Annotated in this window: 21 protein-coding genes; 15 read left to right on the top strand and 6 right to left on the bottom strand. The window is 63.3% G+C overall.

The genetic code is table 11. The features are described from left to right. The first annotated feature begins 212 nt into the window (after positions 1-212). Positions 213-959, top strand: coding sequence for a YebC/PmpR family DNA-binding transcriptional regulator (locus F3Y30_RS20275; protein WP_203424449.1), 747 nt, complete (start codon positions 213-215; stop codon positions 957-959). A 62-nt stretch (positions 960-1,021) separates the two neighbouring features. Here the strand turns inward: F3Y30_RS20275 and F3Y30_RS20270 are convergent, their stop codons facing one another. Beyond that, positions 1,022-2,023, bottom strand: coding sequence for an LLM class flavin-dependent oxidoreductase (locus tag F3Y30_RS20270; RefSeq protein WP_203426707.1), 1,002 nt, complete (start codon positions 2,021-2,023; stop codon positions 1,022-1,024). Between the two features lie 181 nt (positions 2,024-2,204). Here F3Y30_RS20270 and ruvC point away from each other — a divergent pair, with 181 nt between their 5' ends. The 5 genes from ruvC (at position 2,205) to F3Y30_RS20245 (ending at position 5,800) form a co-directional block, all read left to right on the top strand. Further along, entirely contained in the window at positions 2,205-2,717 is a 513-nt protein-coding gene (gene ruvC, locus F3Y30_RS20265; RefSeq protein ID WP_203424448.1) for a crossover junction endodeoxyribonuclease RuvC, read from the top strand. Positions 2,718-2,807: 90 nt separating this feature from the next. After that, positions 2,808-3,425: a Holliday junction branch migration protein RuvA gene (gene ruvA, locus F3Y30_RS20260; protein ID WP_203424447.1), complete on the top strand. Its 618-nt coding sequence runs from the start codon at positions 2,808-2,810 to the stop codon at positions 3,423-3,425. A gap of 51 nt (positions 3,426-3,476) precedes the next feature. Further along, positions 3,477-3,623, top strand: a complete 147-nt coding sequence (locus tag F3Y30_RS20255) for a hypothetical protein (protein WP_203424446.1) — start codon at positions 3,477-3,479, stop codon at positions 3,621-3,623. A gap of 212 nt (positions 3,624-3,835) precedes the next feature. Next, on the top strand, positions 3,836-4,876 hold the full coding sequence (gene ruvB / locus F3Y30_RS20250; RefSeq protein ID WP_203424445.1) for a Holliday junction branch migration DNA helicase RuvB: 1,041 nt from the start codon (positions 3,836-3,838) through the stop codon (positions 4,874-4,876). Beyond that, entirely contained in the window at positions 4,877-5,800 is a 924-nt protein-coding gene (locus tag F3Y30_RS20245) for a metallophosphoesterase (protein ID WP_203424444.1), read from the top strand. It abuts the gene before it with no gap. 70 nt (positions 5,801-5,870) lie between these two features. On the opposite strand, the gene F3Y30_RS20240 is transcribed toward F3Y30_RS20245, so the two are convergent. The 3 genes from F3Y30_RS20240 to F3Y30_RS20230 are packed head-to-tail and all read right to left on the bottom strand — an operon-like array spanning position 5,871 to position 8,844. Beyond that, positions 5,871-6,773, bottom strand: a complete 903-nt coding sequence (locus F3Y30_RS20240) for an NAD(P)-dependent oxidoreductase (protein WP_203424443.1) — start codon at positions 6,771-6,773, stop codon at positions 5,871-5,873. Continuing rightward, complete coding sequence (locus tag F3Y30_RS20235; protein WP_203424442.1) at positions 6,770-7,627, bottom strand: glycosyltransferase; 858 nt, start codon at positions 7,625-7,627, stop codon at positions 6,770-6,772. The genes F3Y30_RS20240 and F3Y30_RS20235 overlap by 4 nt, the downstream gene beginning before the upstream one ends. Further along, on the bottom strand, positions 7,624-8,844 hold the full coding sequence (locus F3Y30_RS20230) for an NAD-dependent epimerase/dehydratase family protein (RefSeq protein ID WP_203426706.1): 1,221 nt from the start codon (positions 8,842-8,844) through the stop codon (positions 7,624-7,626). The genes F3Y30_RS20235 and F3Y30_RS20230 overlap by 4 nt, the downstream gene beginning before the upstream one ends. A gap of 138 nt (positions 8,845-8,982) precedes the next feature. On the opposite strand from F3Y30_RS20230, the gene ybgC reads away from it, so the two are divergent. Then, positions 8,983-9,447, top strand: a complete 465-nt coding sequence (gene ybgC / locus F3Y30_RS20225) for a tol-pal system-associated acyl-CoA thioesterase (RefSeq protein ID WP_203424441.1) — start codon at positions 8,983-8,985, stop codon at positions 9,445-9,447. Positions 9,448-9,452: 5 nt separating this feature from the next. Here ybgC and ligD read toward each other — a convergent pair whose 3' ends face one another. Both ligD and F3Y30_RS20215 read right to left on the bottom strand, forming a co-directional pair. Next, positions 9,453-12,074 carry a DNA ligase D gene (ligD, locus tag F3Y30_RS20220; RefSeq protein WP_203424440.1) on the bottom strand — a complete coding sequence of 874 codons (2,622 nt, stop codon included), beginning with the start codon at positions 12,072-12,074 and terminating at the stop codon, positions 9,453-9,455. Positions 12,075-12,083: 9 nt separating this feature from the next. Continuing rightward, complete coding sequence (locus F3Y30_RS20215; RefSeq protein WP_203424439.1) at positions 12,084-12,917, bottom strand: Ku protein; 834 nt, start codon at positions 12,915-12,917, stop codon at positions 12,084-12,086. Between the two features lie 557 nt (positions 12,918-13,474). On the opposite strand from F3Y30_RS20215, the gene tolQ reads away from it, so the two are divergent. The 8 genes from tolQ (at position 13,475) to ftsH (ending at position 22,560) form a co-directional block, all read left to right on the top strand. Then, positions 13,475-14,191, top strand: a complete 717-nt coding sequence (gene tolQ, locus F3Y30_RS20210) for a protein TolQ (protein WP_203424438.1) — start codon at positions 13,475-13,477, stop codon at positions 14,189-14,191. 26 nt (positions 14,192-14,217) lie between these two features. Then, a complete protein-coding gene (gene tolR, locus F3Y30_RS20205; RefSeq protein ID WP_203424437.1) occupies positions 14,218-14,670 on the top strand; it encodes a protein TolR in 453 nt (150 codons plus the stop codon). Between the two features lie 9 nt (positions 14,671-14,679). Further along, positions 14,680-15,747, top strand: coding sequence for a hypothetical protein (locus tag F3Y30_RS20200; RefSeq protein ID WP_203424436.1), 1,068 nt, complete (start codon positions 14,680-14,682; stop codon positions 15,745-15,747). Between the two features lie 21 nt (positions 15,748-15,768). Beyond that, entirely contained in the window at positions 15,769-17,073 is a 1,305-nt protein-coding gene (gene tolB / locus F3Y30_RS20195; protein ID WP_203424435.1) for a Tol-Pal system beta propeller repeat protein TolB, read from the top strand. 229 nt (positions 17,074-17,302) lie between these two features. Beyond that, positions 17,303-17,827: a peptidoglycan-associated lipoprotein Pal gene (gene pal, locus F3Y30_RS20190; RefSeq protein WP_203424434.1), complete on the top strand. Its 525-nt coding sequence runs from the start codon at positions 17,303-17,305 to the stop codon at positions 17,825-17,827. A gap of 196 nt (positions 17,828-18,023) precedes the next feature. Next, positions 18,024-19,037, top strand: coding sequence for a tol-pal system protein YbgF (gene ybgF, locus F3Y30_RS20185; protein WP_203424433.1), 1,014 nt, complete (start codon positions 18,024-18,026; stop codon positions 19,035-19,037). Positions 19,038-19,041: 4 nt separating this feature from the next. Next, entirely contained in the window at positions 19,042-20,418 is a 1,377-nt protein-coding gene (gene tilS, locus F3Y30_RS20180; RefSeq protein ID WP_203424432.1) for a tRNA lysidine(34) synthetase TilS, read from the top strand. A 207-nt stretch (positions 20,419-20,625) separates the two neighbouring features. Beyond that, positions 20,626-22,560 (top strand): ATP-dependent zinc metalloprotease FtsH, encoded by a 1,935-nt coding sequence (gene ftsH / locus F3Y30_RS20175; protein WP_203424431.1) that lies wholly within the window; start codon positions 20,626-20,628, stop codon positions 22,558-22,560. The last annotated feature ends 236 nt before the right edge of the window (positions 22,561-22,796 follow it).

The raw sequence follows: 22,796 nt of genomic DNA, 5'->3' as shown, positions 1-22,796 counted from the left end.
GCGCGTGCCGGCAGGCTCGCCAAGTCCCCCTTCTTCCTTTTTTGTCGCCCTGCTGGACGGATGGCGGCAATGAAACTATAAGGCGCCATTCCGAAAATTGGAGCTGCCGGACCCGGCTGACCGGGACGCGTGGCCTCCCGAACAGACGAACATAGCGTGCGGACGCCTCCGACAGAGACGCTCAGCGTGCGCCAAATAGAGACAGGGGTGCCATGGCTGGCCATTCACAGTTCAAGAACATCATGCATCGCAAGGGGCGTCAGGACGCCGTGCGTTCCAAGATGTTTTCCAAGCTCGCACGAGAAATCACCGTCGCCGCGAAGTCCGGCATGGCCGACCCGGGAATGAACCCGCGCCTGCGCCTTGCGATCCAGAACGCCAAGGCGCAGTCGATGCCCAAGGACAACATCGAGCGCGCAATCAAGAAGGCTGCCGGCGGAGACGCGGAGAACTACGAGGAAGTCCGCTACGAGGGTTACGGCCCGGGCGGCGTCGCCGTCATCGTGGAGGCGCTGACCGACAACCGCAACCGTACCGCCTCGTCGGTGCGCTCGACCTTTACCAAGGCGGGCGGCGCGCTCGGCGAAACGGGCTCGGTATCCTTCTCCTTCGACCGCGTTGGCGAGATCACTTACAAGCTTTCCGCCGGCGATGCAGATTCGGTGATGGAAGCGGCGATCGAAGCGGGCGCCGACGACGTCAGCACCGATGAGGATGGTCACACGATCATCTGCGGCTTCGAGGCCATCGGTGACGTCTCCAAGGCGCTCGAGACGACGCTTGGCGAGGCTGAAACCGTCAAGGCCATCTGGAAGGCACAGAACACGGTGCCGGTCGATGAGGAAAAGGCCCAGTCGCTGATGAAGCTGATCGATACGCTCGAAGACGACGACGACGTGCAGAACGTCTACTCGAACTTCGAAGTATCAGACGAAGTTCTGGCGAAGCTCTCGGCCTGAGGCCAGCTTCCGAAGCAATCCGAAGGCCCGGATCTCTCCGCGAGATCCGGGCCTTTCTCATTTCATGCGGCCGGCGTCAGCGCCCGCCGGGCGTCTGCGAACAGGCGCACCGATCTCAGCCGTGCCTCCATGTCGAACACCGGCATGGAAACAATCAGCTCGTCGGCCCTGGTCAGGTCGAGGAAGCCCGCGATTTTCTCGCGTATGGTTTCCGGCCCGCCGACGACGGCATACTGCAGCGTGTGTTCGACCATGATCTTTTCGGAGTCGCTCCAAAAGTTCTCCATGCTCTCCACCGGCGGCGGAAAGGCGGTCGGCGTGCCCCGGCGCAGCGCGACGAAGGATTGCTGCATGGAGGTAAACAGGTGTTGGGCCTCGGCATCGGTATCGGCCGCAGTACCCATGACGCCGACCATGGCGTGCGGCCGGTCGAGATACTGCGACGGCTCGAAGCGCTCGCGGTAGATCTCCAGAGCGGAGAGGAGCATGTCGGGCGCAAAATGCGATGCGAAGGCGAAGGGCAGGCCGAGCATGCCCGCCAGGTGCGCCGAATAGTGGCTGGAACCGAGCAGCCAGACGGGCACGTTGCTGTTCGCGCCGGGCACGGCGACGATCTGCTGGTTGGGTTGGGTGGGACCGAGCAGCGCCATCAGATCGACGACATCCTGCGGAAAGCTGTTGGAGGCCGCATCGAGATTGCGACGGAGCGCGCGGGCGGTGTTCATGTCGGTGCCGGGGGCGCGGCCGAGGCCAAGGTCGATGCGATCGGGGAAAAGCGCGGCGAGCGTGCCGAACTGCTCGGCGATCACGAGCGGTGAGTGGTTTGGCAGCATGACCCCACCGGAGCCAACGCGGATGTGGTTCGTTCCAGCCGCGACATGCTGGATGACAAGCGAGGTCGCGGCGCTCGCAATGCCGCGCATGCCGTGATGCTCGGCAAGCCAGAAGCGCTTGTAGCCCTCGGCTTCCGCCTCCTGGGCGAGGCGGCGGGAGTTGGCAAGCGATTGGGCGACGGTGCCGCCCTCGATGACCGGTGAAAGATCAAGGATTGAAAAGGGCACCATGGCTGACCTCAGCGTGAGATAATCTGAATTCAGCCCCATGTAGGTTCAATTTTCTGAAATCCAAGATTTGATTGCGACCTGCAGACCAGAGGCGCGTAATCCGACACGCGGTCTGTGTGGATGTTTTTGTTTTGTTCACTTTTCGCTGGCAGGTTGGCGCAATCACGCATAGGGTCGCTTCATGCAAGGCACGATTCGCATCATCGGCATCGATCCCGGGCTTCGTCGCACCGGGTGGGGCATCATCGAGACGCTCGGCAATTCGCTGCGGTTCGTCGCGTCCGGTACGGTGACGTCCGACGGCGACATGGACCTGGCGTCGCGCCTTTGCCAACTCCACGATGGTCTGGCGGAGATCGTGCACAGCTTCCAGCCTGACGAGGCGGCGGTAGAGCAGACTTTCGTCAACAAGGACGCGACCGCCACCCTGAAGCTCGGCCAGGCGCGCGGCATCGCCATGCTCGTGCCGGCGCGTGCGGGCCTGAAGGTCGCCGAATACGCGCCAAACGCCGTGAAGAAGGCGGTGATCGGCGTCGGTCATGGCGAGAAGCAGCAGATCCACATGATGCTGAAAGTCCTGATGCCGAAGGCGGAGTTCAAGGGCAACGACGCGGCGGACGCGCTCGCCATCGCCATCTGCCACGCGCACAACAGGCAGAGCATCACCGGGCGGCTGGCGGCGCTGGTCGGATAGGTTTGTTCCTGATGTGCCCTTTGGTGCCAATCGTATTTTCCTACCGTTGACTGATCACGCCGGAGACCTACCCAAGATGCGAGATATCCAATGATCGGCAAGCTGAAAGGGACGATCGACGAGATCGGCGAGGATCACGTTGTGCTCGATGTGCATGGCGTCGGCTACGTCGCTTTCTGCTCCGCGCGAACCCTATCGAAGCTGGGTTCCGCTGGGGAGGCGGCAGTGCTCTTCATCGAGACCTATGTGCGCGAGGACCAGCTCAAGCTCTTCGGGTTCATGACGGCGCTCGAGCGCGAATGGTTCCGGCTTCTGCAGAGCGTGCAGGGCGTGGGTTCGAAGGTCGCGCTCGCCGTCCTGTCGACACTCACGCCGGGCGAGCTCGCCAACGCGATCGCGCTGCAGGACAAGACATCCGTCTCGCGCGCGCCGGGGGTCGGACCGAAAGTCGCCGTGCGCATCGTCACGGAGCTGAAGAACAAGGCGCCCGCCTTTGCCGGCGATGCCGGGGCGTCGATCGGCCTCAAGCAGGAACTCGGAGAAGGGGTCGCGCCGGCACCCGTGGCGGATGCCGTCTCGGCACTCACCAACCTCGGCTATTCGCGCGATCAGGCGGCCAACGCTGTCGCCGCCGCCCTGAAGAACGGCGGCGAGGGAGCCGACAGCGCCAAGCTGATCCGGCTGGGCCTGAAGGAGCTGTCGCGGTGATGTCCTTGTTTACGGCATGATTCCTTACTATCGATCATCTGCGAGTTGGAAATGATCGGACTCGACACCCGCAATCTCTTGCGTCTTCTCTTGAAATATGACGAAGAACAGAGCGCAGGGGTCGTGGCATTGCTGGAGCAACCGCCGGAAATTGGCCCTGGCCATGTCGATCGCGTCACGCTGCTGACGACAGGCTAGGTCATGATAGGCATATCGGACTTGCCGGACAGTCAGGACATCCGGTTCGAGAATGGGCCGCTCGTATTGCAGGCGCTGGCGGAAACGAAACGTTCGGACGTGGAATTTGCGAAAATATTCATGACCCTTCGAAACCATGACGCCAGCTACACGACCACCAGAACTTTTGATGCCAAAACGGCAGACCGCATCCCCGGAATGGAACTTCTGACATGACCGAAGCCGCACGGCTCATTTCTTCCGACAAGCGAGGCGAAGATGTCGACGCGACGCTGCGGCCGCAGACGCTCGACGACTTTACCGGCCAGGCGGAAGCACGAGCGAACCTGAAGATCTTCATCGAGGCGGCCAAGAATCGCGGCGAGGCGCTGGACCATGTGCTGTTCGTCGGGCCGCCCGGCCTCGGCAAGACGACGCTTGCGCAGATCATGGCGAAGGAACTCGGGGTCAATTTCCGCTCGACCTCCGGCCCGGTTATCGCAAAGGCGGGGGATCTCGCGGCGCTTCTGACCAATCTCGAAGAGCGGGACGTGCTCTTCATCGACGAGATCCACCGGCTCAATCCGGCGGTGGAAGAGATCCTCTACCCGGCGATGGAGGATTTCCAGCTCGACCTCATCATCGGCGAGGGACCGGCGGCGCGTTCGGTCAAGATCGACCTTTCGAAGTTCACGCTCGTCGCGGCGACCACCCGGCTGGGCCTGTTGACGACGCCGCTGCGTGATCGCTTCGGTATTCCGGTGCGGCTCAATTTCTATACGGTCGAGGAACTGGAACTGATCGTGCGGCGCGGGGCGCGGCTGATGGGGCTCGGCATGACCGATGGCGGCGCCCGCGAGATCGCGCGCCGCGCCCGCGGGACGCCGCGGATCGCAGGCCGTCTGCTGCGGCGGGTGAGAGACTTCGCGGAAGTGGCCAACGCCGAGGCCGTCACCAAGGAGATCGCCGACGAAGCACTGACGCGCCTCCTTGTCGACAATATGGGTCTCGACCAGCTTGACCGGCGCTACCTTTCGATGATCGCGCACAATTTTGGCGGCGGGCCGGTCGGTATTGAGACGATCGCGGCCGGCCTCTCGGAGCCCAGGGACGCGATCGAGGACATCATAGAACCGTACATGATCCAGCAGGGCTTCATCCAGCGTACGCCGCGCGGGCGCGTGCTGACGGCCAATGCCTGGAAGCATCTCGGGCTGGCAGTCCCCAAGGATCTCGAGGCTTCGCAATTCCGGCTGTTTACGGAGGACGATTGAGTGGTGACGCGACGCGGACTGTTGAAGACGCTTGGCGGCCTGCTGCTTTCGGGGATTGCGACCGGGAGCTACGCCGTGGGCTTCGAGCCGATGGGCCGTCTGCGCATTGCCAACTATCGCATCCGTCCGGCCAACTGGCCTGACGGTCTCCGGCTTCGGATCGTGGCGCTTGCCGATATCCACGCCTGCAAGCCCTGGATGACGACGTCCCGCATTGACGGCATCGTTGCCCGCGCGAATGCCCTTTCGGGAGACATGATCGTCCTGCTCGGCGATTTCACCTCGAGCATGCGCGGGGCCGTCGGCACCGTCACGGCGCCGGAATGGGCAAAGTGCCTCCAGGCGCTGAAGGCACCTCTCGGCGTCCATGCCGTCCTGGGCAATCACGACTGGTGGGAAGATCCGGACGCACAAGCCGCCGGCGGCGGCGAGACGGTCGCCCACAGGGCGCTGCGAGACGTCGGGATCGACGTCTATTCCAATCGTGCCGCTCGGTTTGAGAAGGACGGGCGCGGCTTCTGGATCGCAGGCCTCGAGGACCAGGTCGCGCTGCGGCCGAGTTCGCAATGGCAGCGTGCCTCCTTCCAGGGGCTCGACGATCTCCACGGGACGCTGGCCCAGGTGGAAGACGACGACCCGGTCGTCCTGCTTGCCCACGAACCGGATATTTTTCCCCAGGTTCCCTCCCGCGTGTCTGTGACGCTCTCCGGGCATACGCATGGCGGGCAGGTCAGGATCTTCGGTTATGCGCCTGTCGTGCCCTCGCGCTACGGTAATCGCTATGTCTATGGCCATGTGCAGGAAGAAGGCCGCGACATCGTGATTTCAGGTGGCCTCGGTTGCTCCATCGCGCCGGTCCGCTTCGGTTCGCCGCCGGAGATCACCATCATCGAGCTGGGATATCCGCCCGCTCCATCCGCATAATTACCAAGGCGCACGCGCCGTCGATCGCACGTGAGCGGCGGCCAGGTGGAGCACCCTGACCTACGCGGCGCTATGCCCGAAAGCGCGCTGCCAGATCCCGCGCGTACTCCTCGAACCGCGGCCACCCGCCCGGCGCCCAGCCGAGAGTGCGGATCTTGTCCGTCGACATGACGTTCACTCCCTGTCCATCGGCACGAGGCGGCAAGGCTTGGAGACTGGCGCTCTCTTTCATCACGGGCGCGAGGATCGCCCGGGTGTCGACAAGGATGTCGGAGACGTTGAAGCTCTCGTCGCTGATCCGTGCTGCGTCAGTCCCGAGCATCAGCCTGACGGCCTCAGCTACGTCAGCGCCGTGGACCTCGGTTCCTGCCCGTGCCGCCACCGGCCGTCCTGCGAGATAGTCGGAAATGAGCGTCTCCCACTTGTGCCGGGATCCGGGGGCTGCCTGCCCGTAGACGCCGGTCACGCGCAGGCTCGCCGTCGCGAAGCCGCGCCCGCTCAAAGCGTGGAGACTGCGTTCCGCGTCGAGCTTCACGCTGCCGTAAAGCGTATCCGGCTGCGGGGTCATGTCTTCCGTCAAAGCGATGCCCGCTGCCTGCCGACCATAGACCGCTCGGCTCGACAGGAAGACGCAACGGCGAACGCCGGCGCGCAGTGCCTGTTCGAAGAGCCTGACCGAGCCCTCGAGATTGGCGCGCCGGAAGGCTTCGGGATCGTCACCCTCTCCGCCGCGGTACTTTCCGGGAATGTGCGCGAAGCCGGCGTGCACGAAGCAGTCGACGTCATGAAACGCATGGCTTTGGTCCAGGTCCGGATCGAGGTGGAGGGGGACGTAAGCGACATCGCCCGTGAAATGTCCTGAAGAGGCGGGCGTACGCCCGGCAGAGGTCACCTTGTACCCATGCGCCGCCAGATGCTCGACGATGAACCGGCCGACATAGCCGGATCCACCCGAGACGAGCACGCGCGTCATGTCCGCCGAGGGCCTGCAAGCCCGCCGATATCCGGTATCGGGGTTCCATCGTGGAAGGCGCGCCACAGCGCGATCAGCGGCATCAGTCTCTCCGCTTTCGCATGACCGTCCTGCCAGGGCTTTTCGTACTGGTAGTGAAGGACGTGGATACTCTTCCAGTCCCAAAGCTCCGGCATGGTGAACCACACGTATTGCAGCATGTTCATGTAGACCGGCAGGCCATGCCAATCCGGGAAGAAGGCCTCGAGGAAGGTCTGGTCGGTGCGGCGCCAGAAAGCTTCGGGCTGGTCGAGCCTCGCAAGCATCGCCTCAAAGGTGGCAAGCGACGGCCGTGCGACGAAGACGCCGGAATTCAGTCTCCGGAAATCCGCAAGGTTCTCGTAGACATTCGGTGCCGCCGAGAACTCGGGGTAGGAAAAGAGCTTGTCGATACTGCGCAGAACGAGCGTGTCGGCATCGAGGAAGATGCAGGTCTCGTAGTCGATCAGCTGCCACAGCCGCAGCTTGATGAAGTTGTCGAGCGGCGTGTGGAATTCGGGCTTTACTCCCTTCGTGAAGGGCGCGTCGCGGTGGATCTCACCGCGGGCGTGACGCTGGTTGAAACCGTCGGACAGGGGCAGGTGATCGGCTTCCACCAGTCTCCAGCCTTCGCCCGCAAGGGAGCGAACGCAGTTGCGCGCGAGGGCGGGCGTATGGATTGCCACGAGGTCGGCGCGCGTGCCCGTCCTCCTGAGTGATCGGGCGAGGGCGGTTGCGCCGCGGGCGTAGTCGTCGTTCGTGACCAGCGTGACATAGGCGACCCGCGACCCCGCGGTGCCCTGACGTCGAAGGCCCTGATCGGGGTCGGCCGTCATGACACGGATTTCAGCCTACGCCCTTCGGGATCCGCGTTGATCAGCGGCGCCAGATCGCGCGTCCAGGCCGAGACTGCGGGAACGCGCGAGCGGTCCACGCGATAGGCGAACTTGCGGGCGACATCGACGATCTCGGACAGGAGACCGTTTGCGAGACGCGTCGGAGCGAGCCCCAGCTCGCGGAACTTGGCGCTCTCGACCACGAGTTCGTTCTCGGGCGCTTCCTTGCGCGGGTTGGGAAGCCAGGCGATGTCCGCTCCGGTCATCCCGGAAACGAGCTTCGCAAGGTCGCGGATTCGGTGCGTTTCGGTCATCTGGTTGAAGATCTCGACGCGGGAGTCGCGCGCGGGCGGATTGTCGAGCGCCAGTTGGATGCAGCGCACGGAATCCTGGATGTGAATGAACGCCCGCGTCTGGCCGCCCGTGCCATGCACCGTCAGCGGGTAGCCTATCGCTGCCTGGATGAGGAAGCGGTTGAGAACCGTCCCGTAGTCGCCGTCGTAGTCGAACCTGTTGATCAGCTGCGGATGAACAGCAGTATCGCGCGTATGCGTGCCCCACACGATCCCCTGGTGTAGGTCGGTTATCCGCAGGCCGTCGTTCTTCGCGTAGAACTGGAAGAGCAGCTGATCCAGGCACTTGGTCATGTGGTAGATCGAACCCGGGTTGGAGGGATAGAGGATCTCCTGCCTCGCCGTTCCGCCGCTGATCGTCTCTATGCCGACCGGCAGGTAACCCTCCGGAATGGCTGCGCCAACTGTCGAATAGCCGTAGACTCCCATCGTTCCGAGGTGAACGAGATGCGCGTCCAGACCCGTCTCGACCATGGCGTTCAACAGGTTGTGCGTGGCATTGACGTTGTTGTTGACCGTGTAGTTCTTGTGGCGGTCGCTCTTCATCGAATAGGGCGCGGCACGCTGTTCGGCGAAGTGGACAATTGCGTCGGGGCGCTCGGCCGCCAGCCAGTTCTTCAGGAGTTCATAGTCTCGCGCTAGGTCGATCAGGTGGAAGCGGATCCTTCGACCCGTCTGCTCGTGCCAGATGCGGGTGCGCTCCTGTATCGAGTCCATCGGCGTCAACGACTGGACCCCCAGTTCCGTATCGATCCAGCGGCGCGAGAGATTGTCGAGAATGTGGATGTCGTGGCCTGCGCTGGAAAGGTGGAGAGAGGTTGGCCAGCCGACGAAACCGTCACCGCCGAGTACTGCAATCTTCATCGTCGAGGCCATCCGAATCCCCTGAGATCTACGAATGCAACGGTGATAGGCGGCAATTGTGACACGCGTGCTAACCTTGCAATTGCGTGCCCTTTCCTCCACAGAGGCGAACGAATGAGCGATCCGGCGAGTTGAGCGATGGCAGAGCTGAACCATGCCCTTTCGGGCGAACTGACGAATGGCGGACACAGGCTGGTCCAACGGGTCTACTACGAGGACACCGACTTTTCCGGCGTCGTCTACCATGCCCGCTACTTGCACTTCATGGAGCGCGGGCGGACTGACTATCTCAGGCTTCTTGGAGTGGAGCAGGGGGCACTCGTCATCGACGGTGACACGGAAGGGCTGGCCTTCGTGGTTCACCGCATGGAGATCGACTTCAAGGCACCCGCGCGCATGGACGACATCCTGACGATCGTCACGCACACGGAAAAGGCGGGCGGCGCCAAGATGGTGCTCTCGCAGGAAGTCCGCCGCGGCGAACAGATGCTGATTGCAGCCAAGGTGATCATCGCGGTCATCAATGCCAGGGGGCGGCCCCGCCGGCTACCGGAAGGGCTGGCGGCACAATTCCTCGGTGCTGCCCGTCCCGCCGACGCCTAAATCTATCAGCCGACGGCCTTCACCATCGCGTCCGTCAAGGATTGCTTCCATTTCCGTGCGGGCGCCCATGGATCGGCGCTTTCGATGCGGGCGAGGACCTCGGACATGCCGAAGGCGTTCGCGGCCTCGATGTCGGCAAGCTCCTCCCAGGTCACGGGTGTCGCCACCGGAGCGCCCCGGCGCGCGCGGACAGAGTAAGGGGCGACGGCGGTCGCGCCGCGCTCGTTTCGCAGCCAGTCGATGAAGATCCTTCCCTTGCGCTTGGCCTTTGACATGGTCGCGACGTAGCGATCGGGGCTGGCGTCGGCGAGGCGTTGGGCGAGACCCTTGGCGAAGGTCTTCACCGCCTCCCATTCGGCCTTCGGTGCCAGCGGTACGATCACGTGTATGCCCTTGCCGCCGGTCAGGAGCGGCACGGTCCTGAGCCCCACGGCGTCCAGCACGTCCCGAAGCTCGAGCGCGGCCGCCCTTACTTCCGAAAATCCGATGCCCGCGTCGGGGTCGAGGTCGAAGACCAGGCGGTCGGGCGTTTCCAATCGGGCGGCCGAAGCGCCCCATATGTGAAATTCCATCGTGCCCATCTGCACGGCCGCGACCAGACCCTTCTCGTCCGTTATCATCATGTAGTTCTCGGTCTTGCCGGAGGACTCGGTGATCGCAACCTGATCGATCTCTTCCGGGAAACCGTCGCTGGCATGCTTCTGGAAGAAGCAGTGTTCGATGTCGCCGCCCGGGCAGCGGATCAGCGAGACCGGGTGGCCGCCGGCATGTTCGAGCAGGCGCCCGGACACGGCGGAATAGTAGCGCGCAAGATCTATCTTGCGGATGTTCTCTTCCTTGAAGAGGACCCGCTCGGGATGGGTGATGGCGATGCCGGCGACGCGGTCGCCGGTGCTGCGCTCTGTCACGTCCGTGCCCTTCCTCTTTGCCGCGGCCTTCTCTCCTGATGACTTCCCTTCCACCGTGTTGGTGGCATCAGCCACGATTTCGGCGGTTTTCTTTTCCTGCTCCAGTACCACGGATCTCGCCTCCTTGTCCCTTCGCAATCCCTCGAACGACCCGTGCCGGATGTGGCCGTCATCGGTAAATTCAGCGAAGTCGATCTCAGTCACGAGGTCCGGCTTCAGCCACACGGCGTCATGCGAAAACTCGGGCGGAACGGCCGCGAAGGGCGAAGCCTTGCGCCGCCTCTTCGCGAACAATCCCGCAAGCTCCTCCATCGTCCGCTCGTCGAAGCCGGTGCCGACCCGGCCCCTGTAGACCAGCCTGTCACCTTCGAACGTGCCGAGAAGCAGGGAGGCAAAGGGCCGGTTCTTCTTGTCGGACGGCGAATAGCCGCCGATCACGAACTCCTGCCGCCGCGTGCACTTGACCTTGAGCCAGCTGCCGACGCGCCCGGAGCGGTAAGGGTCGCCCGCGCGCTTGGCGATGATGCCTTCCTGCCCGGCCCGGCACATGCTTCGAAAGACGTCGGTGGCGTGCCCGCGCACATGCTCGCTGAACTTGACAATGCTCCCGTCGCCCCCTGCGAGAAGGTCGCGCAGTGCGTCCTTGCGTTCCACGAGCGGACTTCCGGTCAGATCCTCGCCATCGAGGCTGAGAAGGTCGAAGGCGTAGAGTACGATACGTCCACCGTGCTTCAGGGCTTTCTGGAGGGCGGAGAATGTCGAGCCTTCGTCGTTCGCGGCCACCGCTTCGCCGTCGATCAGCGCGCTTTCGCAGTTGAGCCCGGCAAGCGCTGCGGCAATGTCGGCAAACTTTTCGGTCCAGTCGAGGCCGGTGCGCGTGAAGCAGACGGCTTTTCCTCCCGCAATCGAGGACATCAGCCGGTAGCCATCGAATTTCACTTCCGCCACCCAGTCGTCTCCTGCCGGAGGAGTGGATACGAGTGTGGCGAGCTGCGGGGGCATGAAGGCAGGCAGCTTCGCTCCGGTGCCGCGGGCCTTGCCAGAAACCCTGTCCTTGCGCGGGGCGATGGCGCCGCGACGCACGTTCTCCGCAGCACTTGTGCTCGATTGCCAGACCCTTTTCTTCCGCTCGCCCTTGCCTTCGGCTATCTCGCCCATCGTCCGGCCGCTGACGACGCTGGTCAGGTTGCCTTCGAGCACGCCATCCCCGTCCTCCATGGCTGCATCGTCCTGTTCCTTGATCAGCAGCCAGTTCTCACCCTTCTCGCCCTGCCGCGGACGCATTCTGACCAGCGTCCAGCCGCCGGTGAGGCGCCGGCCGTGGAGCCGGAACTTCAGCTTGCCTTCCTTCAGTCCCTCGTCGGGGTCGCCGACCGGATCCCAGCGCCCGGTGTCCCAGAGCATCACGGTGCCGCCGCCATATTGCTTCTCGGGGATCGTGCCCTCGAAGTCGCCGTAGGCCATCGGATGGTCCTCCGTGCGGACTGCGAGGCGCTTGTCGTCCGGATTGACGCTCGGACCCTTCGTCACGGCCCAACTCTTCAAGACGCCGTCCCATTCGAGGCGGAAATCGTAGTGGAGGCGCGTCGCGTCGTGCTTCTGGACCAGATAGCGGAACCCGCCGTTGGCCTTGCGGTTGGGTTCGCCCTTCGGCTCCCTGGTCTTCGAGAAATCACGCTTGCGGTTGTACTCGTCGAGAGAAGACCGGGGTGAAGCCATGGCGGCGCCTCACGCGGACTTGCGCCGGCCGGAGGCGGCCGGCCTGGATGGTTTGCCGCTTCCCTCAAGGCTCTTTTTCAGGGCCGCCATAAGGTCGACGACATTGCCGCCGGAGGAAGGACGGCGTTCCTCCTCTTCGTCGATGTCGATCTTCTTGCCCTTCATCTTCCGCTTCACCAGCGCCTTCAGCGCGTCCTCATAGTGGTCCTTGAAGGCCGCCGCGTCGAAAGGCGCGGTCTTGCGCTCGATCAGGGCGGTCGCGACGTCGAGCAGTTCCTTGTCCGCCTCGCGGGTGGGAATGCCGGCGAACATCGGATCGGCGCTGCGGATCTCGTCGACATAGCGCAGGGTCTCGAGGAGAAGGCCGTCGCCACAGGGGCGCACCGCGGCAAGATATTCTCGTCCGCGCATCGCGAGTTGCCCCAGCCCTGTCTTTCCGGTTGCCCTCAATGCATCGCGCACGACCTGATAGGCGTGCTCGGCGAGATCATCGGAGGGGACGAGGTAGTAAGGCTTGTCAAAGTAGAGGGGAGGGATGTCGCAGGTCTCTACGAACTGTACGAGCTCCAGCGTCTTCTTCGTCTCGAGCTTGACCGCGTCGACCTCGCTCGGCTGAAGCAGCACGTACTTACCGTCATCCAGCTCGTAGCCCTTGACGATGTCGTCCTCCTTGATCGGGCCGATGCCGTCGACGATCTTCTCGTAGTGGACAGGTTTGCCGGAGGGCTTATGGATCTGCCGGAACGAAGTTCGCGCGTTCGATCGTGTGGCGCTGAAGAGCTCGACGCCGATGGAGACCAGCGAGAGCCGTAGCTGTCCCTTCCACATCGCCCTTGAAACCATAGTTCATACCACTCCGTTGGTCGATGCTCGCCTGCGCGGTGCTGTGTCAAGCAAACCGGAACTCTGGATCGCGCGCTTGCGCCATTCGCCTGTCGGAGGCTGCCGCGCATTGCGGGACGGATTTTCGGCGAGCGGTCTCATGCGTGAAGCAACGCACGGTAAAGGCTTTGGTTCCTGTTGCTTAAGGCGCGCCGGCAACGGAAAATCGGCTGCTGCCCGACATTGCGGCTTCAGTGTAACGAAGCCTTAACCATAATAATGTCTTACTCTCCCCCATAGGATTTTGTGCACTGCACGTCATCCTTTAACCAAAATTGACGGCAAGAAGGCAGGCTGTAAGCATTTGACCGGCATGGCGGCCGGCGGCATCAACCGGACATTCTTGACGGGCGTGCGAAGCGGGTGCGGACGAGAAGTCCGTGCAGGCTGCGCAGGTTTGCGAAAATCCGGTCCCGGCACATTCCACCTCCTGGAATCGGTCGGTACCGAGAGGAATGTGAAACCCGGTCCGGTGCCCTGCGCCCGTGCCGGGTCTTTGGATTCGGGGACAGAGGTCTATGGAACAGGTAGGTTTGGCAGCAACGACGGATGTGACCCTTTGGTCGCTCTTCATGCAGGCCGGGTTCGTGGTGAAGCTGGTCATGCTGGGGCTCATCGCGGCGTCGGTCTGGACATGGGCAATCGTCGTCGACAAGACGCTGAGCTACGGCAAGGCCCGTCGCCAGCTCGACAGCTTCGAGCAGGTGTTCTGGTCCGGGCAGTCGCTCGAGGAGCTCTACAGGACACTCGCCGATCGACAGACGAGCGGCATGAGCGCCATCTTCGTCTCGGCGATGCGCGAATGGAAGAAGAGCTTCGAGCGCGGTGCGCGCTCGCCGATCGGTCTTCAGATGCGTATCGACAGGGCGATGGACGTGACACTGGCGCGGGAATCCGAGACGCTGGAAGCCCGATTGGGCTCGCTCGCGACCATCGGATCGGCGGCGCCCTTCGTCGGTCTCTTCGGAACCGTCGTCGGTATCATGACCTCCTTCCAGGCCATCGCCGGCTCGAAGTCGACGAACCTCGCCGTCGTTGCGCCGGGTATCGCGGAAGCGCTTCTGGCAACCGCGATCGGCCTGCTTGCGGCTATTCCCGCCGTTATCGCCTACAACAAGTTCTCGGCCGACGCCGGCAAGATCACGTCCCGGATGGAAGGCTTTGCCGACGAATTCTCGGCGATCCTCTCCCGCCAGATCGACGAGAAGCTGCAGCCGCGCCAGGCGGCGCAGTGACCGGGCGCTGAAACGGAGACCATCCCATGGGCATGTCAGTCGGTCAAAAGAATTCCGGTGGCGGACGACGCCGTCGCGGCGGTGGCAAGAAGGCGCCGATGAGCGAGATCAACGTGACGCCTTTCGTGGACGTCATGCTCGTGCTGCTCATCATCTTCATGGTTGCCGCGCCGCTGATGACGGTCGGCGTGCCGATCGACCTGCCGAAGACGTCTGCCAAGGCGCTGAACGCCGAGACCCAGCCGATCACGATCTCCGTGAAGGCTGACGGCGAAGTGTTCCTGCAGGAGACGCCGATCGCGATCGAGGAAGTCGCAGCCAAGCTCGAGGCGGTTGCGACCACTGGCTATACGGAGCGGATCTTCGTGCGTGGCGACGGCACGGCGCCCTATGGCGTCATCGCAGATGTCATGTCGCGCATCCAGACCGCGGGATTCACCAATATCGGTCTCGTAACCGAGCAGAAACCGGACAAGTGAACGGCCGCAATGAAGGGCAGTCTCGTCACATCCGCCGTGCTTCATGCCCTGGTGCTCACCTGGGCACTGGTCTCGCTCGGCAGTCCTGAAAGCTTCGATGTCGCCGACATCGAGGCGATGCCGGTCGATATCGTGCCGATCGAGGAACTCACCCAGATCCAGCAGGGCGACAAGAAGGCGACCCTCAAGGAAAAGTCCGCGCCAGTCCCCACCAAGAAGGCGACGCCCACCGAGGGCGAGAACGTTGGCGACAACGAGCTCGACCTGAAGACGCCGCCGACGCCTGAGGAAAAGCCCAGGGATATCGAGACGGCCGCGGCGCCGGAAAAGGCTGAAAAGGTCGTTCCCACCCCGACACCCGAGCCGGAGCCGGTAGAGGAAATCGTCAAGGAAGAGCCCCAGACGACACCGGCGACGGAAGTCGCGGCCGAGGCCGAGCCCAAGCAGGAGGTCAAGCCCGACCCGAAGCCGGAGGAAAAGCCCGCCGAGGAAGCTCCCGCGGAGATCGCCGAGGCTGAGGCGCTGCCCGACAACGTCCCCGTTCCTGTCGTGAAGCCCAAGGTTGAGACCGCGCAGGCCCAGAGCGCCAAGACGCCCGATCGCAAGGACGAGGAAAAGAAGAAGCAGAAGAAGGCGACTTCAGCCAACGACAGCGACTTCAACGCCGACGAGGTGGCAGCACTCCTCAACAAGGAGAAGGCCAAGGGCGGCGGACGCAAGAGCTCGACGGAAGAGGCGGCACTCGGCGGAAAGAAGACGACGGGTGGCTCCAAACTCAGCATGAGCGAAATGGACGCGTTGCGCGGGCAGATCCAGAACAACTGGTCGATCATCCCCGGCATGGCCGATGCGGCGGACGTCCGCGTCCAGGTGAAGATGCAGCTCGACCAGAACGGCGACATCATCGGCGAGCCCGAGGTCGTCGCGACCGGTGGCTCGGAAGCCGCCCGGCGCGCGCTCGCCGGCGGTGCCCGGCGCGCGATCATGAAGTCGAGACCGTTCAAGGGGCTGCCGCCCGAGAAATACGATGCCTGGAGCGAAGTGATCGTGAACTTCGATCCGAGCCAAATGATGTAAAACTAGGAAGGCCTAGACACCATGCTGAAACGCAATCTTCTCCGTTTTCTGGTCGTGCTGACCGGCCTGGCGGCATTCCTGTCGCCGGCCTGGGCGCTCGTGGAAATCAACATCAACAAGGGTAACGTCGAGCCGCTGCCGATCGCCGTCACCGACTTTGTTTCGAGTGGGGACCTCGGACAGAAGATTACCGACGTGATCGCAGCCGACCTGCAGCGCTCGGGCCTCTTCGCGCCGGTTTCCAAGCAGGCCTTCATCGAGAAGATCTCCAATCCCGACCAGCCGCCGCGTTTCGAGGACTGGAAGGTCATCAACGCACAGGCTCTCGTGACGGGCCGCGTCACCCAGGAAGGCGACGGGCGGCTGCGCGCCGAGTTCCGTCTCTGGGACACCTTCGCCAACCAGCAGCTGACGGGTCAGCAGTTCTATACGCAGCCTGAAAACTGGCGCCGCGTTGCCCACATCATCGCCGACGCGATCTATGAACGTCTGACCGGCGAGAAGGGCTACTTCGACACCCGCATCGTCTATGTCGCCGAAAGCGGCCCGAAGACCGCCCGCAAGCGTCAGCTTGCCATCATGGACCAGGACGGCTTCAACTCGCGGGCATTGACCAACGCGAACGACCTCGTGCTGACGCCGCGCTTCTCGCCGAACCGCCAGGAAATCACGTACATGTCCTTCGAAAACGAGCAGCCGCGGGTCTATCTGCTGCAGCTCGAGACCGGACAGCGCGAAGTCGTAGGCAACTTCCCCGGCATGACCTTCTCGCCGCGCTTCTCGCCGGATGGCCAGCGGGTCATCATGAGCCTCCAGCAGGAAGGCAACGCCAACATCTACACGATGGACCTGCGTTCGCGCACCACCACCCGTCTCACCTCGACCGCGGCAATCGACACCTCTCCGTCCTATTCGCCGGACGGCGGCCAGATCGTGTTCGAAAGCGACCGCGGCGGACGCCAGCAGCTCTACGTCATGAACGCCGACGGCTCCGGACAGAACCGCATCTCCTTCGGCGACGGCGCCTATTCGACGCCGGTCTGGTCTCCGCGTGGCGACCTCATCGCCTTCACGAAGCAGTCTGGCGGCAAGTTCTCGATCGGCGTGATGAAGCCGGACGGCTCGGGCGAGCGCATCCTGACGACGGGCTTCCACAATGAAGGTCCCACCTGGGCTCCGAACGGACGCGTTCTGATGTTCTTCCGCCAGGGCGCCGGCGCCGGCGGACCGCAGCTCTACTCGATCGACCTTACCGGCTACAACGAGCAGTTGGTCAAGACGGGTGGCTTCGCTTCCGACCCGGCCTGGTCTCCGCTCCTCGAATAGCACCCCGAAAACATGGCGGGCCGCCGTTTTCTTGCCGCAAAGTCCTGTAAGTCAGGCCAAATCGCGGTAAGGCGGCGGCCTTTCTTTTTTGTGACGTTGAATGTGGGAGCACGCGGTAAGCATCCGTTAACCATAATTCTTGAAAGCAGATTAACCGCTTCCGGTTACAGTCCGGCAACCCTGATTGAAACTAGTGCCCTCAATTGAACTGACGCAAGGAGACCGGCCCATGAGCCGTATCGATACCCCGGCCGCCGGCCGCATGCAGACCATCGCACGTAATCCCGTCATGCTCGCTCTCTTCATGGGTCTGGCCCTTGCCGGCTGCGCCTCGAAGAAGAACCTTCCGAACAGCGCTGGCGAACTCGGCCTGAACAATGCGACGCCCGGCTCCACGCAGGACTTCACGGTCAACGTCGGCGACCGCATCTTCTTCGACACCGATTCGTCGTCGGTTCGTGCCGATGCCGCTGCGACGCTCGACCGTCAGGCACAGTGGCTGCAGAAGTACCCGAACTACGCCATCACCATCGAAGGCCACGCCGACGAGCGCGGTACGCGCGAATACAACCTCGCGCTCGGCGCCCGCCGTGCGGCCGCCACGCGTCAGTACCTGATCGGTCGCGGCGTTCCTGCAAACCGCATGAAGACGATCTCCTACGGCAAGGAACGTCCGGTAGCCGTTTGCGACGACATTTCGTGCTGGTCGCAGAACCGCCGCGCAGTCACCGTTCTTGGCGGCGCCGGCATGTAAGTTGCCGCGGTTCCCGAAGAAACGGGAGCGTGATTTCCTCAAGGCCCTGCCTCGTTCGGCGGGGCCTTTTGCTTTCGCAAGCGGCTTTTCTTTTTTCAACACACTTTGGCCGAAGTCCGTTGCTTTTTGGGTGTATTTGGAAAAAATCGGCCCTGCGCTTCGAAGCGCGTTATTGGATCCAACAGGACGAAGACAGATGAGAAAACTTGTCGCGGCAGGCGTGATCAGCCTGGCAGCCCTCGGCGGAACGGCAGGGGTGCTTCATGCATCGCCGCTCTCCGCGCTGGCGAGCCGATTCATGCCCCATACCGCCAAAGACGGGCAGGTTGTGCTGGCGCAATCGAACGAGACGGGCCGGATCGGCCAGCTCGAGGAAGAACTGCGCACGCTCAACGGCCGCATCGAGGAGCTGAGCTACCAGCTGCTGCAGATGCAGGAACAGCTTCGCAAGACTCAGGAAGACAACGAGTACCGCTTCCAGGACCTGGAAGGCGGAAAGGGAACGTCGCAGAAGAGCGGAAGCCTGACGAAGCCCGCCGACAGCGGCAGTGTCACCGATCTGTCTACGAGATCGGGTCAGCCGGCGGACGAAGCCGCCGGCGATGACGTCGCTGCGGCGATCGGCAGCGCCAATGGCGGATCAAATGACGGCCTCGGCGCTCCGCCGCAACAGCTGGGTTCGGTCCGCTTCGACGAGAAAGGCAACGTCATTGGTGCCGAAACAAGCCCCGACCTCAACGAGAGTGCGTCGATCAGCAAGGAGGTAATGCCCGGGGACGATTCCGGGCTTCCTGCGGCATCGTCCGGGACTGCGTCGGGATCGCTGGACAATCCCGATGATATCTACAAGGCGGCCTACGGCCATGTGCTCTCCGGCGACTATCAGCTCGCCGAGAAGGAGTTTCGCGACTATCTCGACATCTATCCGAAGGGCGAGAAGGCGGCGGACGCTAGCTTCTGGATGGGCGAGGCACAGTACTCGCAGGGCAACTTCAACGAAGCCGCCAAGACCTTCCTGAACGCGCACCAGACCTTCGCACAGTCGAAGAAGGCGCCGGAAATGCTGCTGAAGCTCGGCATGTCGCTTGCGGCGCTCGACAATACGGAAACTGCCTGCGCAACGCTTCGCGAAGTCGGCAAGCGCTATCCCAACGCTTCCAAGGCTGTGAAGACGAAGGTCAACAGCGAGCAGAGCCGGCTCTCCTGCTGAGGCGATGAGCTCCTTCGCTGTCGCCGACGCCGCTCTTTCTGGCGTCCTTTCCGCCGCCGGATCGTTTCTTTCAAGTGTGCCGAGCCCAGCCAGACTGGTTGTGGCCGTCTCCGGAGGAAGTGACTCCACCGGACTGCTCCTGGCGCTTCGCGCCGCGCTCGCGACCGGGCGTTATCCCGGACTCTCAATTCTTGCCTGCACCGTCGATCATGGGCTGAGGCCCGAGTCGGCCGATGAGGCGCGGGCCGTTGCGGCCCTGTGCGCCCGCCATGGCATCGAACACCACATCCGCAGGTGGGAAGGCCCCAAGCCTGCGACGGGTCTGTCTGCCGCCTCGCGCGAGGCCCGCTACGACCTTCTGGCAGGTATCGCCCGCGAGACGAAGGCCGTTGCCATCCTGACCGGTCACACAGCCGACGACCAGCGCGAGACGATCACGATGCGCAAGGCCCGAGGCGCTCCGGAGTCGGCAGGGACCTCGGGCATGGCGGCCGAGGTGCTGTTCGATCGCTCCGTCTGGATCATGAGACCCTTTCTCGCCCTGGCGAGAGACGACATCCGTACGTTCCTGAGCCAGAGCGGAGAGGGGTGGATCGATGACCCGAGCAACCGCAACATGGCGTATGAGCGGGCGCGGGTTCGTGTCGGGCTAGCGGGTGATAACGTGTCCCCGGAGGAAGCGACCGATGCCTCGGTCGATCGTAAGGCGCTCTCAGAGGCGGCTGCCGATTTCGCCAGGGAGCATCTCCGCGTCTATTCCGCTGTCGACGGCGACAGTCCCGGTCGCCTGGTTCCCGCCCTTGTCGCCCGGACCGATCTTGAAGGGATCGGACGTGCGCTGCGCGATCGCGGCGGATGGCGCGCGGTGACCAGCCTGGCCGCGGCCATGGGCGGCAGGGTGTTTCCGGCCGGCCCGGTCGACCGATCGCCGTTACGAGCGTTTCTCGAGAGCGGCATCCTGTCGCGGGTGACCTTCGGACGGGTGGTATACGATCGGCGCAAGGACGGGCTCTACATCTACCGCGAATGCCGCGGCATCCTGCCCTTGACGGTCCAGCCGGGCGAAAGACGCCTCTGGGACGGGCGCTACTGGGTCGTCAACGCGTCGCGATCGCCACTCCTCGTCGAGGCGGCAGGTTCGCACCGCATGCCCTATGGGGTTGTGGCGGACGGGAGCGTGCCGGACGCTGTCGCGAAGAGGGCGGGACGGGCCGCGCCCAGCCTGAAAACCTCGGGCGGAGAGCCCCCGGGGGCCGCCGTTTCAGTCGAGGCGCATCTTGCCCCCTACGACCGTTTCCTTCCCGCCTTCGATCTGGAGCTCGCCAATGCACTTGCACCCACGTTCGGGCGGGAGCCGTTTCCCTCACCGTTCGGCGGGTGAGGAGCGGTTGCCCGGCTGCCTGCCGCACATGCCTTCCGCCGGGTCGCTCGCCGTTCGCGGCCGAGAAAGACCGGTGCCATTCAAGAAGATTCGATAAAAGCCTCAGGGTTGTGCGGTTTGCCTTGGCAAGGACATGCTCCGACCCTATGTTAGGCGACAGTGAAGCGGCCAGGAAAGCCACGGCCGAGAAAGTGCCCGGGAAGTTCGATGAATCCTAATTTCCGCAATTTTGCCCTGTGGGCAATTATCGCTCTGTTGCTGATCGCCCTGTTCAGCATGTTTCAGACGAGCCCCGCCCAGACCGGCTCGCGGGAAATCCCCTATTCGCAGTTCCTCAAGGAAGTGGACTCGAACAGGGTGAAAGAGGTGGTGATTACCGGCGGTAAGGTTGTCGGCAGCTACGTCGAGACCGGTGCGACCTTCCAGACTTTCTCTCCGGCAGTCGACGACTCGCTGGTCGACAGGCTTCAGTCCAAGAACGTCGTCATCAACGTGCGCCCGGAGACGGACGGCTCGTCCGGGTTCCTCAGCTATATCGGTACGCTGCTGCCGATGCTTCTTATCCTCGGTGTCTGGCTGTTCTTCATGCGCCAGATGCAGGGTGGCTCGCGTGGCGCCATGGGCTTTGGAAAGTCCAAGGCCAAGCTCCTGACCGAAGCGCATGGTCGCGTGACCTTCGCGGACGTTGCCGGCGTGGACGAGGCCAAGCAGGACCTGGAAGAGATCGTCGAGTTCCTGCGCGACCCGCAGAAGTTCCAGCGTCTCGGCGGACGTATTCCGCGCGGCGTGCTGCTCGTCGGCCCGCCCGGCACGGGTAAGACCCTGCTCGCACGCTCGGTGGCGGGCGAGGCGAACGTGCCCTTCTTCACGATTTCGGGTTCCGACTTCGTTGAAATGTTCGTCGGCGTGGGTGCGTCCCGCGTCCGCGACATGTTCGAACAGGCCAAGAAGAATGCACCCTGCATCATCTTCATCGACGAAATCGATGCGGTCGGCCGTCATCGCGGCGCCGGTCTCGGCGGCGGCAATGACGAGCGCGAGCAGACGCTGAACCAATTGCTCGTCGAGATGGACGGTTTCGAGGCCAACGAAGGCATCATCCTCATCGCCGCGACCAACCGCCCCGACGTCCTGGATCCGGCGCTCCTGCGTCCGGGCCGTTTCGACCGGCAGGTTGTCGTGCCGAACCCGGATATCGTCGGCCGCGAGCGCATCCTGAAGGTTCACGTCCGCAACGTGCCGCTGGCGCCGAACGTCGATCTCAAGGTTCTGGCTCGCGGTACCCCCGGCTTCTCCGGCGCGGATCTGATGAACCTCGTCAACGAGGCTGCCCTCATGGCGGCACGCCGCAACAAGCGCCTCGTCACGATGCAGGAGTTCGAGGACGCCAAGGACAAGATCATGATGGGTGCGGAGCGTCGCTCCTCGGCCATGACCGAGGCCGAGAAGAAGCTCACCGCCTATCACGAGGCCGGCCACGCCATCGTTGCGCTCAACGTTCCTGTCGCGGATCCTCTGCACAAGGCGACGATCATTCCGCGCGGTCGCGCTCTCGGCATGGTCATGCAGCTGCCCGAAGGCGACCGCTATTCGATGAGCTACAAGTGGATGGTCTCTCGCCTCGCCATCATGATGGGAGGACGCGTGGCCGAAGAAATCACCTTCGGCAAGGAGAACATCACGTCAGGTGCATCCTCCGACATCGAGCAGGCGACGAAGCTTGCGCGCGCCATGGTCACCCAGTGGGGCTTTTCCGATCAGCTGGGCCAGGTCGCCTATGGCGAGAACCAGCAGGAAGTGTTCCTCGGTCACTCCGTCGCGCAGTCGAAGAACGTTTCTGAATCGACGGCACAGAAGATCGACAATGAAATCCGCCGCCTGATCGACGAGGCCTATACCGAGGCCAAGCGGATCATCACCGACCAACACCACGAGTTCGTGGCACTGGCGGAAGGGCTGCTGGAATACGAAACGCTCACCGGCGAGGAAATCAAGGCCCTGATCCGTGGCGAGAAGCCGGCGCGCGATCTTGGCGACGATACGCCCCCGAGCCGCGGTTCGGCCGTTCCGAAAGCCGGTCCGAAGAAGGACGGCACCAAGGGCGGGGAGACCGAAGGCGGTCTCGAACCACAGCCCCAATAGGACGCGCAGTCGCAATTCCGACCGACCGGCCGCAGGCGAAAGCCTGGCGGCCGGTTTCATATTGGTAACAGCCTGTAACGAATTCTGATGGCGGCAGTGCTGTTCTTTGCTAAAAATTGTGGCAAACAGAGCGGCAGGCCGACGTTCTCGAGGACGATGGCAGGGGAAGGTCATAAGAAGCCTCCATGCTTGCGCGCCGGATGATCTCCGGACTCTTTCGGCAGCATGGCGCAAGA

The sequence above is a fragment of the Sinorhizobium sp. BG8 genome (assembly GCF_016864555.1).
In the GTDB taxonomy this organism is placed as follows: Bacteria; Pseudomonadota; Alphaproteobacteria; order Rhizobiales; family Rhizobiaceae; genus BG8.
The sequence above is the reverse complement of the archived record's forward strand: the minus strand, read 5'-3'. Positions and strand labels throughout refer to the sequence as shown.

Coding starts and splice junctions, on each gene's coding strand:
- F3Y30_RS20275 (WP_203424449.1), top strand. CDS start 213: ATGGCTGGCCATTCACAGTTCAAGAACATCATGCATCGCAAGGGGCGT.
- F3Y30_RS20270 (WP_203426707.1), bottom strand. CDS start 2,023: ATGGTGCCCTTTTCAATCCTTGATCTTTCACCGGTCATCGAGGGCGGC.
- ruvC (WP_203424448.1), top strand. CDS start 2,205: ATGCAAGGCACGATTCGCATCATCGGCATCGATCCCGGGCTTCGTCGC.
- ruvA (WP_203424447.1), top strand. CDS start 2,808: ATGATCGGCAAGCTGAAAGGGACGATCGACGAGATCGGCGAGGATCAC.
- F3Y30_RS20255 (WP_203424446.1), top strand. CDS start 3,477: ATGATCGGACTCGACACCCGCAATCTCTTGCGTCTTCTCTTGAAATAT.
- ruvB (WP_203424445.1), top strand. CDS start 3,836: ATGACCGAAGCCGCACGGCTCATTTCTTCCGACAAGCGAGGCGAAGAT.
- F3Y30_RS20240 (WP_203424443.1), bottom strand. CDS start 6,773: ATGACGCGCGTGCTCGTCTCGGGTGGATCCGGCTATGTCGGCCGGTTC.
- F3Y30_RS20235 (WP_203424442.1), bottom strand. CDS start 7,627: ATGACGGCCGACCCCGATCAGGGCCTTCGACGTCAGGGCACCGCGGGG.
- F3Y30_RS20230 (WP_203426706.1), bottom strand. CDS start 8,844: ATGAAGATTGCAGTACTCGGCGGTGACGGTTTCGTCGGCTGGCCAACC.
- ybgC (WP_203424441.1), top strand. CDS start 8,983: ATGGCAGAGCTGAACCATGCCCTTTCGGGCGAACTGACGAATGGCGGA.
- ligD (WP_203424440.1), bottom strand. CDS start 12,074: ATGGCTTCACCCCGGTCTTCTCTCGACGAGTACAACCGCAAGCGTGAT.
- F3Y30_RS20215 (WP_203424439.1), bottom strand. CDS start 12,917: ATGGTTTCAAGGGCGATGTGGAAGGGACAGCTACGGCTCTCGCTGGTC.
- tolQ (WP_203424438.1), top strand. CDS start 13,475: ATGGAACAGGTAGGTTTGGCAGCAACGACGGATGTGACCCTTTGGTCG.
- tolR (WP_203424437.1), top strand. CDS start 14,218: ATGGGCATGTCAGTCGGTCAAAAGAATTCCGGTGGCGGACGACGCCGT.
- F3Y30_RS20200 (WP_203424436.1), top strand. CDS start 14,680: ATGAAGGGCAGTCTCGTCACATCCGCCGTGCTTCATGCCCTGGTGCTC.
- tolB (WP_203424435.1), top strand. CDS start 15,769: ATGCTGAAACGCAATCTTCTCCGTTTTCTGGTCGTGCTGACCGGCCTG.
- pal (WP_203424434.1), top strand. CDS start 17,303: ATGAGCCGTATCGATACCCCGGCCGCCGGCCGCATGCAGACCATCGCA.
- ybgF (WP_203424433.1), top strand. CDS start 18,024: ATGAGAAAACTTGTCGCGGCAGGCGTGATCAGCCTGGCAGCCCTCGGC.
- tilS (WP_203424432.1), top strand. CDS start 19,042: ATGAGCTCCTTCGCTGTCGCCGACGCCGCTCTTTCTGGCGTCCTTTCC.
- ftsH (WP_203424431.1), top strand. CDS start 20,626: ATGAATCCTAATTTCCGCAATTTTGCCCTGTGGGCAATTATCGCTCTG.